Source organism: Paenibacillus sp. FSL R5-0475 (genome assembly GCF_038004585.1).
In the GTDB taxonomy this organism is placed as follows: domain Bacteria; phylum Bacillota; class Bacilli; order Paenibacillales; family Paenibacillaceae; genus Paenibacillus_AQ.
The window spans coordinates 2,862,740-2,875,064 of record NZ_JBBORK010000001.1; the positions used below are offsets into that span (position 1 = coordinate 2,862,740).

General features: G+C 44.3%; 8 protein-coding genes. All 8 read right to left on the reverse strand.

Features of this window, described 5'->3' with window-relative positions; genetic code table 11:
• Positions 1-21: 21 nt before the first annotated feature.
• Positions 22-1,119, reverse strand: a complete 1,098-nt coding sequence (gene nusA, locus MKX41_RS12810) for a transcription termination factor NusA (RefSeq protein ID WP_042189417.1) — start codon at positions 1,117-1,119, stop codon at positions 22-24.
• 26 nt (positions 1,120-1,145) lie between these two features.
• Positions 1,146-1,613 carry a ribosome maturation factor RimP gene (gene rimP / locus MKX41_RS12815; RefSeq protein WP_042128863.1) on the reverse strand — a complete coding sequence of 156 codons (468 nt, stop codon included), beginning with the start codon at positions 1,611-1,613 and terminating at the stop codon, positions 1,146-1,148.
• Between the two features lie 199 nt (positions 1,614-1,812).
• Positions 1,813-6,141 carry a PolC-type DNA polymerase III gene (locus MKX41_RS12820; protein WP_339265620.1) on the reverse strand — a complete coding sequence of 1,443 codons (4,329 nt, stop codon included), beginning with the start codon at positions 6,139-6,141 and terminating at the stop codon, positions 1,813-1,815.
• Positions 6,142-6,510: 369 nt separating this feature from the next.
• Positions 6,511-7,959, reverse strand: a complete 1,449-nt coding sequence (proS, locus tag MKX41_RS12825) for a proline--tRNA ligase (RefSeq protein ID WP_042189419.1) — start codon at positions 7,957-7,959, stop codon at positions 6,511-6,513.
• A 25-nt stretch (positions 7,960-7,984) separates the two neighbouring features.
• The gene (gene rseP, locus MKX41_RS12830; RefSeq protein ID WP_042189420.1) at positions 7,985-9,259 is read right to left on the reverse strand and encodes an RIP metalloprotease RseP; all 1,275 of its coding nucleotides are present in this window, start codon (positions 9,257-9,259) and stop codon (positions 7,985-7,987) included.
• A gap of 247 nt (positions 9,260-9,506) precedes the next feature.
• Complete coding sequence (locus tag MKX41_RS12835; RefSeq protein WP_042189421.1) at positions 9,507-10,646, reverse strand: 1-deoxy-D-xylulose-5-phosphate reductoisomerase; 1,140 nt, start codon at positions 10,644-10,646, stop codon at positions 9,507-9,509.
• A 20-nt stretch (positions 10,647-10,666) separates the two neighbouring features.
• The gene (locus tag MKX41_RS12840; protein ID WP_042189422.1) at positions 10,667-11,470 is read right to left on the reverse strand and encodes a phosphatidate cytidylyltransferase; all 804 of its coding nucleotides are present in this window, start codon (positions 11,468-11,470) and stop codon (positions 10,667-10,669) included.
• Between the two features lie 21 nt (positions 11,471-11,491).
• A complete protein-coding gene (locus tag MKX41_RS12845; RefSeq protein WP_042189423.1) occupies positions 11,492-12,259 on the reverse strand; it encodes an isoprenyl transferase in 768 nt (255 codons plus the stop codon).
• Positions 12,260-12,325: the final 66 nt, after the last annotated feature.

The following is a 12,325-nucleotide window of genomic DNA, read 5'->3' on the forward strand; positions in this document are numbered from 1 at the left end:
GCCTCCCGTCAAGCAGGTTAATTAATCAATGGAGACGGAATCCTGATGCATTTCATCAATAGAAGTTCTCGGTCTACCGTATTCCTGCTCCGCTTGACTTTCACTCTTGATATCAATTTTCCAGCCGGTAAGCTTAGCGGCAAGACGTGCATTTTGCCCTTTAATACCGATAGCCAGTGATAATTGATAATCAGGAACGATCACCCGTGCCATTTTCTCTGCTTCAAAGACTTGAACTTCAAGCACCTTAGAAGGGCTGAGTGCATTAGCGACATACTCCTGCACCAGATCAGAGTAACGGACGATATCGATCTTCTCGCCACGAAGCTCAGTAACGATGGTTTGAACGCGTGTTCCTCTTGGGCCTACGCAAGAACCAACTGGATCCACTTCCGGATTGCGGGAATACACAGCAATCTTCGAACGGAAGCCAGCTTCACGAGCTACGGAACGAATTTCAACTACACCATCAAAAATTTCCGGAACTTCTAGTTCGAACAGACGCTTCAGCAATCCGGGATGACTGCGGGACAGCATAATTTGCGGTCCTTTAGTGGTGTTCTCAACTTTAGTGATATAAGCCTTGATACGCTCGCTTTGTTTAAACTTCTCACCTGGCATCAATTCACTAAGCGGCAAGACCGCTTCGATTTTACCAAGATCAATGTAAATGTTCCGCATATCTTGACGTTGTACAAGTCCTGTTACAATATCATCTTCTTTGTCAATAAAGGCATTATAGATGAGTCCACGCTCTGCTTCGCGAATCCGTTGTGTTACAACCTGCTTTGCAGTCTGTGCAGCAATACGCCCGAAATCACGTGGTGTTACTTCAAGCTCAGCAATGTCTTCAAGCTGGAAATGCGGGTTAATTTCTCTGGCTGCCGGCAATGAGATTTCAGTCCTTGTATCTAGGACCTCTTCAACAATTAGCTTGCGGGCAAACACTTTAATGACACCTGTGTTGCGGTTCATGTCAACACGCACGTTCTGTGCTGCATTGAAATTACGTTTATAACTAGAGATCAGCGCCGCTTCGATCGCTTCGAACAGCACATCTTTACTGATGCCTCTCTCCCTTTCCAGCTCATTCATTGCTTCAATAAACTCCATACTCATGAATTTCCGGCCCCCCTTTCAAGACGTTAAAAAATAATGGCCAATCTCGCGCTTGCGACTTTGGCGTACGGTACTACATGTTCTTTTTTGCCCGCGGAGATGAGCAGTTCCTCGTTCTCGAACGAGAGCAAACGACCTTCAAATTCTTTGAGTCCTTGAATCGGCTCATAAACAGTCACATACACGTCCTTACCTACCGCTTTAGCTACATCCGCAGCTTTTTTGAGAGGACGCTCTGCTCCCGGTGAGGAAACCTCAAGGAAATATGCCTCAGGGATAGGATCATTCTCATCCAACTGCTGACTGAAATATTCGCTAATGCTTCCGCAGTCATCAATATCAATGCCGCCTTCTTTATCTACGAATATACGCAGAAACCAATTGGAGCCTTCCTTCACGTATTCAACGTCCACCAGTTCGAAACCATTGTCGTCGAGATAGGGCCCGAGCATCTGCTCTACCGTTTGTTTAATTTTAGATTTGGGTGTGCTCAAAAGAAAATTACCTCCACGAACTTGTCTTTTGCTATATACCAAAGATAAAGAGTGGGTTTCCCCACTCTTTACACAACGGACTTATCTCATTATTACCAAAGAAATTATACCATAGTGAGTCTGGACTGACAAGTGCTAGCCCTTGACTCCCCCTTTGGAGCTCTCTTTTCTAGCCATGAAATAAGTGTTGTTAAAGCCTTTAAAATAGGGAAAGTTGATTGCTCTCCGGTAAGCCGCGGAAGCAGCCCATATTGGTTAGCAGCTCAATAACTGTCTTACTCGCCTTGGATTTTTGCTGGAAATCCTCAATAGAAAGGAATTCCCCGGCATCTTTCGCAGCGGCAATGTTGATAGCAGCATTCTCACCAATTCCCGCTAATGCGGAAAACGGAGGAATCAAACTCTTGTCATCAACAATAAACTTATTCGCTTCCGAACGGTAAAGATCAATGTTTTTGAATGTAAACCCACGTGCCGTCATCTCCAAAGCCATCTCAAGGACAGGCAACATAGCCTTTTCCTTAGGCAAAGCTTGAAATCCTTTTTGCTCAATTTCTACGATCTGACGGTTGATCGCTTCATATCCCTTACAGCACAATTCAATATCAAAATCTGCTGCACGTACAGAGAAATAAGTCGCATAATATTCAATAGGATGATACAGCTTGAAGTAGGCGGTACGTACTGCAGAAATTACGTATGCAGCAGCATGCGCCTTCGGGAACATGTATTGAATCTTCAGACAAGAATCAATATACCATTGTGGAACCTTGCACTTTTTCATTTCCTCGATCCATTCGTCAGATAAACCTTTACCTTTACGAACACTCTCGGTAATTTTAAAGGCCAAGCTCGCATCCATTCCCGCTTTATAAATTAAGAAGAGCATGATGTCATCCCGACAACCGATAACGGTCTTAATGTTACAAGTGTTATTCTTTATAAGCTCTTGCGCGTTACCAAGCCAAACTCCAGTACCATGAGACAAACCTGATATTTGTAGTAAGTCAGCAAAGCTGGATGGTTTCGACTCAATAAGCATTTGACGTACGAATTTGGTACCCATTTCGGGCACACCATAGGTCGCAACCGGTGATCTGATTTCGTCAGGTCTCACTCCAAGCGCATCTGTAGAGTTAAACATGCTCATTACTTTCGGATCATTCATCGGGATAGAAGTTGGATCAACACCTGTCAAATCCTGGAGCATCCGCATCATCGTCGGATCATCATGACCCAGAATATCAAGCTTCAGCAGATTCGCGTCAAAAGCGTGATAATCAAAGTGTGTGGTCTTCCATTCGGCATTGACATCATCCGCCGGGAATTGTACTGGCGTAATATCTTCTACCTCCATATAGTCTGGAACAACGACTATACCACCCGGATGCTGTCCCGTACTACGTTTAACGCCTGTACAACCGGCCGCCAGACGGCCAACTTCAGCTCCACGCCAACGTTTCTGGTGAAGTTCTTCGTATTTTTTTGCAAATCCGAAAGCTGTCTTCTCAGCTACGGTACCAATCGTTCCGGCACGGAATACATTTTTCTCACCAAACATTTCTTTGGTAAAGTTATGTGCATTCGGCTGATATTCCCCTGAGAAGTTCAAGTCGATATCGGGAACTTTATCCCCTTTAAATCCAAGGAAGGTCTCGAACGGAATATCCTGGCCTTCACCTTTGAGCTTCTGACCGCAATCCGGGCAGACTTTATCTGGTAAATCGAATCCGCTCCGCACACTACCGTCCAGGAACCATTCACTATGGCGACACTCGGGGTTTAGGCAAATATAATGCGCAGGCAAAGGATTAACTTCTGAAATTCCAAGAAATGTAGCTACTACAGAAGAACCTACAGAACCCCGCGAGCCTACGAGATATCCATCTCGATTTGATTTTTTAACGAGACGTTCAGAAATCAAATAGTTGGCAGAGAACCCGAATTTAATAATCGGTGCAAGCTCTTTCTCCAAACGGGCAATAACTACTTCAGGTAGTTCTTCGCCATAAATGGATTTGGCAGTGTTATAACAGGTCTCGCGAATTTCTTCGTCCGCCCCTTCAAGAATTGGTGTAAATAGCTTATCTGGAAATAGCTCCAGCTCTTCAAAACGTTCTGCCAGCTCAACTGTATTCGTAACCACGACTTCCATCGCTTTTTCAGCACCGAGAAATTCGAATTCAGACAGCATTTCATCCGTTGTGCGGAAGTGTGCATCCGGTTTGCGTTGGTCTTTAAGCGGACTAAAGCCTGTGATCCCATTAATCGTAATATCACGATACAGCTTGTCCCGGGGTTCAAGATAATGCACATTCCCCGTTGCGATAACAGGTTTATTCAACTGTTCCCCTATTTCGCAAACCTTGCGGACTACATCGCGAAGCTCATCAGGGCCTGCTACAAAGCCCTTGTCCACCAAGTGCATGTACATGGTCAATGGCTGAATCTCCAGCACATCATAAAAATGAGCAACCTCCATGGCTTCCTCAGTCGTTTTGTTGAGTACTGCTTCAAAAAACTCTCCACGTTCACAACCAGAAATCACGAGCAGTCCATCTCTATGCTCTTCCAGCTTGGATTTCGGAATACAAGGTACACGTTTGAAATATTCCGTATGTGACATGGAAATGAGCTTATAGAGATTTTTTTTGCCTACTTGATTAAGTGCATAAATATTACAGTGGAACGGTCTTGTGTTCGAAAGATCATTACCCACATAATCGTTTAGTCGATCAAGGCGGGTCATGCCCTTCATCTTTTCAGCATCTGCGAGCAATCCTGTTAATATACCGCCGAGTGCTATGGTATCATCAATCGCACGGTGATGGCTTTCCAGAAGAACTTTATATTTATCGGCTAATGTGTTCAGCCTGTGATTCTTCATGCTTGGATATAGTAACCGAGCGAGCTCAAGCGTATCAAGAGATGGATTCGAAAGCACAGGTTCACCTATTTTACGTAACGAGGCCTGAATAAAACCCATATCAAATCTGGCGTTATGAGCAACAAGGATACTGTCACCCACAAATTCAACAAACTTACGCAGCACTGGCTCAAGATCAGGAGCATCCTTAACCATTTCATCCGTAATATTGGTCAATTGCTGAATATGATAAGGGATCTTCTCATGCGGATTAACAAAAGTAGAATAACGGTCTACTTCTTTACCCTCACACATTTTAATGGCCGCCAGCTCCGTAATATTATTGCGGGTAATCGATAACCCCGTGGTCTCTATATCAAACACTACATAGGTAGCTGTCTTCAAGTCCAAAGGCTGAGCATTCTCGACAATATTCACAGAGTCATTCACAACATTGGCTTCCACGCCATAAATCATTTTTATCTTATGCTTATGAGCTGCATGGTTCGCATCAGGAAAAGCCTGAACTCCGCCATGATCAGAAATAGCAATCGCAGGATGCCCCCACTGGGCAGCTGTTTTGACATAGGTAGTGATCGGAGTGACCGCATCCATCGTACTCATCGTAGTGTGAAGGTGGAATTCCACCCGTTTCTTAGGAGCCGTATCTTTACGCGCAGGCGGTGCCTTAACTTCCGTTAAATCCGAAGGGATCATCACGAGCTCAGGAATCTGCATAAAACGGTCATATTCAACTTTTCCGCGTGCTCTTACCCATTTACCGTTTGCTAGCTGACTCATAACCTTCAGATCATCTTTAGTCTTCGCGAACATCTTCATTTGTAGAGAATCCGTGAAATCGGTCAAACTGAAGGTGAACAAAGTACTGCCATTGCGAAGTTCCTTACGATCCAGACCAAAAATAGTACCCTGAATTGTAATTTTCTTCTCTTCATCTTGAATTTCAAGAATCGGCACGGCCTGTTCCTTAATTTCATACCCCACTTGAAGCTTAATTACTTCATTAGGATCGCTATCATCAGCAGGAGCTTCTGTTTCTACAGCAGTCATCATCTGCTCAACGATCTCGCGTTGTTCTTGCTGAAGCTTTTGCTGAAATTCTTCGTATGCTTCAACATTATTATTTTCGTTCTCTGCCATTAGCACTTTAACTTTTAAGGAGAGACCGAAATACTTATCATAAAATTTAATAATTGCCCCATCGATGCCTTTTTTACGAGCCAGCTCCATAGAAGTGGAGTCACTCATCGTCAGCATTAAAGTGTCATCTTTAAGCTCTTGGGTAGAACGTGTCAGCCAGCCATTAACCGAAGGGATCTCGCGAGTCACCCACTCCAGAAACAATCCCCAATATTCTTGGACTAGCTCTGCTCTACTAACTTTTTGATCATATACGAATAAAAAGCTTACTTTGGCTATATGCTGTAGCTTCTCGCGCATTCTGAGGCAAAATGTCCGGTATACCTGCGCTGGAACCAGACTTTCTTTCGCAATCACAATTTGCCAGTCTCGGTTACCACGGCTGATCTCTACACGCTCTATATATCCATCTAAAAAGTAGGGATCCATAATTGCAGGTGGAATTTCACCTTGCTTCATCAAGAGCTCGAATCTTTTTCTTCTCTCCTGGTTTTGTTCCATGCTTTCCTCCCACCTTTGATAACTCCGTAAAACACAATCAATGATATTCAGTGAAAGTACAATATGATAAGAAGAAACGACGTTGTCGTCTTTTAAAGACGATAACTGTTTCTCGTAAAAATATAAGGATAAAGTATAGTGTGAAACTTATACTTTCTTATATTTCAAGCATAAACGCCTTCAGCGTCCTTATGAGGACGGTAAGTGTTTATGCGAGAAATAAAAGGATAATTTATTACGTAAGCCTATAAATTCTTATATTTTAAAAAGCTTCTGGATTCAAAAAGCATTGGGTTTTTTCGGCCCGCTGACTCCTCTCTCCAGAAGCTAGATTAAAATACTACAAGACTGTTGATCGGTACCAAAAGATTAATATGCCTTTGCAAAAACCACAGTATGCTCAGCTGGTTTACCACAGCAAATGCAGACTTGTTTCTTCTCCGCCGGATCGAAAGGAATGTTACGGCTACCCGCACCTGTCTCTTCCTTAACTTTGGACTCGCATTCTTCGGAACCACACCAGCCAGCTAGTGCAAAGCCGCGTTTTTCTTCCATTGAAGCTTTCATTTCTTCCAAGGAATCTACAGAATAGAAATGGTCCTCACGGAATTTCAGGGCACGTTCGAACATTTCATTATGAACCTGCTCGAGCATTGCTTGTACCTCTTCAACAAGGTTCTCCTGCTGAATTACCTTCTTCTCACCTGTGACACGGGATACGATAACGCAAACGCCATTCTCCATATCGCGTGGTCCAAGCTCCAAGCGCACAGGTATACCGCGCATTTCATATTCATTGAACTTCCAACCTGGCGTTACATCCGAACGATCATCCACACGTACACGAACACCTGCGTTCTTCAGCTCCTTGAACAGCTCGTCTGTCCGTCCAATCACGGCTTCACGAGTTTTAGGAGGTCCGATCGGAATCATAATCACTTGAGTTGGCGCTACCTTAGGTGGCAGAACAAGACCACGGTCATCGCCATGTACCATAATCAGCGAACCAATCAAGCGTGTAGTGGATCCCCATGAGGTCGTATGCACATATTCTAAATTATTGTCGCGGCTCAAATACTGGATCTCAAATGCTGTTGCAAACTTGGTACCCAAGTAATGTGAGGTAGCAGCCTGAACAGCACGTCCATCTTTCATCATCGCCTCAATAGAATACGTATCTACTGCACCAGCAAAACGCTCGGAAGGTGTCTTTTGTCCAGTGATCACCGGAATGGCAAGGAATGTCTCGGCAAAATCACGGTAGTTATCCAGCATCTTCATGGTTTCTTCACGAGCTTCGGCTTCATTCTCATGCGCAGTATGCCCTTCTTGCCAAAGAAACTCAGTAGTGCGGATAAATGGTAAAGTACGCTTCTCCCAACGAACCACGTTCGCCCATTGATTGATAAGTACAGGAAGGTCACGATAGGACTGAATCCATTTGGAATACATGTGCCCGAACATGGTCTCAGAAGTAGGACGGACAGCCAGACGTTCTTCAAGCACGTCTCCACCAGCCTCAGTTACCCATGGCAGTTCGGGATTAAAGCCTTCAATATGATCCTTTTCCTTTTGAAAGAAACTCTCTGGAATGAACACTGGAAAATAAGCATTACGATGCCCAGTTTCCTTGAGGCGACGGTTCATTTCCTCCTGAATATGCTCCCATATTTCATAGCCCTCTGGCTTAAATACGATACAGCCACGAACAGGAGAGTAGTCCATCAAGTCTCCTTTTTTTATAACATCAATATACCAGCGTGAGAAATCCTCGCTTTGCGGCGTGATTTCCGTAACGAATTGCTTATCTTTTGCCATGTAATGGAATGCCTCCCGAAGAAAATTAGCCGCTGATCAAACGTAAAATATCATTATACGTAACAGCAATCATTAATAAAAATAACAGTGCAAATCCAACAAAGTGAACCATACCTTCACGACTCGGATCTACAGGTTTACCGCGTAATGCCTCCACACCTAGGAACGCCAGACGGCTTCCATCTAGTGCTGGAATCGGCAATAGGTTGAAAATCCCCAGATACAAGCTTAGGATAGCAGCCCAATAGGTAAGATACTGAATGCCTTGTTGGGCAATTTGACCGGTTACTTCAAAGGTACGAACCGGACCTCCAATATCATCCATATTGAATTTATTGATCAATTGCTTAAAGCCCAGAAAGATAGCTTCCGTCGTATCGACCATAGCTTTACCTGAACCTGTCAACGTCTCTCCAACCCCTGCTTTGCGGGTAGGAAGCTCAGGTGTAATCCCGATTTTACCGCCTTCTTGTCCCTCCATGCTACGAGGAACGAGAGTCACATTAAGGGTCTCATCACCACGTTGCAGCATCCATTTCATTTCTTTCCCTTTGGACTCCGAGGTTAAGTCAATCATTTTTTGGTAATCGGCACCAATCTTCTCACCGTTGATGGAGACAATAATGTCACCCTTCTGCAATCCCGCCTCTTGTGCAGGCATTCCTTCAGAGACATCACCGATCTTAACATAAGTAGGATTCTCCACCGGAATTCCAACCATTTGCAAATGGATGGCAAACAGAACAAAGGCTAACAGGAAGTTCATCACAGGACCCGCAACAATAGCCAATGCACGCTGACCCACGGTTTTACTACCGAATTGGCGATCTTTAGGCGCAATTTGAGTCTGTTGCGTTCCTTTAATCATCATCGCTTGAGGATGAACATCATAAGTAGTAACTTCGCCATCCACATCCAAGCGGATTTGCAGATCATTTTCAAGATCAGTATGCAAAGCCTCACCACGGATTACATTTTTACGTGTATCCAGTGCGTCCAGATAAATATTTTTTACTTTATTATCCTGACCGAGTCTTACTGCAATGGTCTGTCCTGAGCCAATTTCAATAATTTCCGGATCTTCACCAGCCATCCGAGCATAACCGCCAAAAGGCAGTAAACGCAAAGTGAACTGTGTCTCATTCCGTTTATAAGAAAACAGTTTCGGACCGAAACCGATAGCAAATTCCCTCACGAGAATACCGGCGCGTTTGGCAAAATAATAGTGACCCCATTCATGTACAGTCACCAGGACAAAAAACATGAGCACCGTTAATAAAACGACTTGAACCATTTCCAAACGTATCATCCCCCTTTAGGTGTAAGACCGAAGTATGTCCTCTTAATTTATCATTATTCTCCGATCAGGCACAAGAGAATCAACTGTCCCAACCTATTTTTAGGGCAAAGTAAGTATTTCCAGTCAAGCAATAACGCCATCGGCGTCCCTTAAGGAGACGGTACGCGTTTACGCGAGAAATATAAGGATAATGTATAAAGTGAAACTTATACTTTCTTATATTTTTAAAAAGAGATCTTTCTACCTTCTACAGCGTTGCTGCCAGCTCACGAACACGCTTATCACAGGATTCAATTTGTTCCAAATTCGGATTGTCCTCGTTAATATGACGATGCAGCACTTCCCCGATGATCTCCTCAATGCGCAGGAATGGGATCTCATGACTCAAGAAACGAGCAACAGCAATTTCATTCGCAGCATTAAAAGCAGTAGTAGCTGTCCCTCCAGCTTTTCCACAATCCATGGCTAGCTTAAGCGCAGGGAATCGTTCATAGTCCATTTCTCGGAAAGTCAAACGTCCAACTTCAGCTAACGACAAACGCTGTGCCGGCGATTCCCAGCGTTCGGGATACGTGAGCGCATATTGAATCGGGACACGCATATCGGGATTACCAAGCTGAGCAATAATACTGCTATCGCGGAACTCCACATATGAGTGAATGATACTCTCTGGATGCAAAAGTACATTTACTTGTTCATAAGGTAGACCAAATAACCAATGCGCTTCAATCACCTCAAGCCCTTTATTCACCATTGTAGCAGAATCAATCGTGATTTTCGCGCCCATGCTCCAATTCGGATGACGAAGTGCATCTTCTACTGTTACATTCTTGAGTTGATCACGAGTGAAATCCCGGAAGGATCCACCAGAAGCCGTTAAAGTGATGCAAGCAATATCCGCGAGATTCTCACCATTTAAGCACTGAAAAATAGCAGAATGCTCGCTATCAATAGGTAACAACTTAACACCCTTACGATTAGCTAGATCAGTGACGAGGTGTCCTGCCGTTACCAAAGTCTCTTTATTAGCTAGTCCAATATGTTTGCCTGCTTCGATCGCAGCTAACGTGGATTGGAGGCCTACACTACCCATAACAGCCGTTACGACCATTTCGGCATCTCCACCAGCTGCCACCTCAACAAGACCTTCATTCCCGCTGTATAGCTGTATGCCAGAAGGCAGACTGGATCTAATCTCATCTGCCAACTCCTTTGTTGCAACAGAAACACGACGAGGATTAAACCGACGGACTTGTTCCAGCAATAACGCTGTATTCGTTCCAGCTGCCAAGCCATCTACTTGAAAAGAGTCTGGGTGCATAGCGATGACATCTAGAGTCTGAGTGCCGATCGAACCTGTGGAACCAAGAACACTTATTTTTTTCATAGTTATACCCTCTCCTTCCGTTAATAGTAAGGCATGAGCGTTAGGATATGTACGAATGGAAATACGATAATCCAGCTGTCACATCGATCAAGAATACCACCGTGACCTGGCAGAAGTGTGCCTGAATCTTTGATACCATACGCACGCTTATAGGCAGATTGCACAAGATCACCAAGCTGACCCAAGACCGCACAAGAAAGCCCTATAAGTAGCGCTCGTCCTATCGCTAGATGTTCAGGAGCAAATATTGCAAACACGATCGCGATTAGCATCGAGATCAGTACCCCACCTACTGCACCTTCCACCGTTTTGTTGGGACTGATGGCTGGCCAAAGTTTGTTCTTCCCCATGCTTCTTCCAACAAAGTAAGCCCCGGCATCACTACCCCAAATGCAGAAAAGGAGTAAAAAAGTCCAGAACAAACCATGTCCGTCATCCGATGCACGAGCCATGGCCATATAAGAAAAACCCATTCCAATGTATACTATACCAGTAAACAGCAAGGCTGTTACTCGAATATCTAATTTATTTTTAGTAAAAACTGTAACTAAAAGGAACAACAGCAGCAGAATCCAAATTCCTTGTTCCCACGATAAGGGTGCAGAGATCCCAAGCAAATTCCAAGGGATCATAAAACTTAGAATGGCTGCATAACCAAGAACGGTAGAACCGGAAAGCGCAGGTATCCCTATCATTTTCACAAATTCATAAAACCCGATAAAAGCCATGGCAGTAAGTAACAACTGGTATGGCCAGTTTCCCAACACGCATAAGCCTAAAAATAGTGCTCCGGCAACAATTCCGGTAATCAATCGCTGCTTCAAAGGTTTCCATCTCCTATCAAGCTACTTCAGTCCACCATAACGGCGTGTACGGCGTTGATATTCAGCAACTGCCTGATGCAAATGCTCCTTATCAAATTCAGGCCAATACACATCAGTAAACCACAGCTCACTATAAGCAAGCTGCCATAGCATGAAATTGCTAAGTCGCATTTCTCCGCTTGTACGTATAAGCAAATCCGGATCTGGTAACCCACCAGATAACATTCGGCTATCGATTAGATCAGTCGTAATATCTTCCGGTGACAAAGCCCCTGATTGGATGTCCTTACCAATGCTGCGCATGCAGTCCTCAATTTCTTTACGTCCCCCATAATTGAGAGCAAAATTCAATATAAGTCCAGTATTGCCCTGTGTTCGGGAAACCGCTTCTTCCATAGCCTTACGTGTATATGAAGGTAATGCATCAGTATCCCCCATCATACGTACTTGGACATTCTTCTCAATCAGTTCATCAAGCTCAATGGCTAGAAACTCCACTGGCAAGCGCATCAGATAATCGACTTCTTCCTTTGGTCGTTTCCAATTTTCTGTCGAGAACGCATACATCGTCAAAAACTCAACACCCAGTTCGTCTGCAGCGATTGTAGCACGTTTAACAGCCTTCATGCCATTCTGATGACCCACAACGCGCGGCAACCCGCGACGCTTAGCCCAACGCCCATTGCCGTCCATAATAACAGCCACGTGCCGGGGAATGTTATCCGGTGAAATCTCGACTGGCTGTTGCCTGTCTTTACGGCTCAGCCACGCTTGAACCCGTTTGATCATTTCCGTTTCCTCCAAGCTCTTATCAGAAAGAGACAAACCCCACCATTAACGGAGGGGCCTTAAGTC

What these genes read in the sequence shown, in the direction of transcription:
- nusA (WP_042189417.1), bottom strand. Translation starts at nt 1,119, where the DNA reads ATGAGTATGGAGTTTATTGAAGCAATGAATGAGCTGGAAAGGGAGAGA.
- MKX41_RS12820 (WP_339265620.1), bottom strand. Translation starts at nt 6,141, where the DNA reads ATGGAACAAAACCAGGAGAGAAGAAAAAGATTCGAGCTCTTGATGAAG.
- proS (WP_042189419.1), bottom strand. Translation starts at nt 7,959, where the DNA reads ATGGCAAAAGATAAGCAATTCGTTACGGAAATCACGCCGCAAAGCGAG.
- MKX41_RS12835 (WP_042189421.1), bottom strand. Translation starts at nt 10,646, where the DNA reads ATGAAAAAAATAAGTGTTCTTGGTTCCACAGGTTCGATCGGCACTCAG.
- MKX41_RS12845 (WP_042189423.1), bottom strand. Translation starts at nt 12,259, where the DNA reads ATGATCAAACGGGTTCAAGCGTGGCTGAGCCGTAAAGACAGGCAACAG.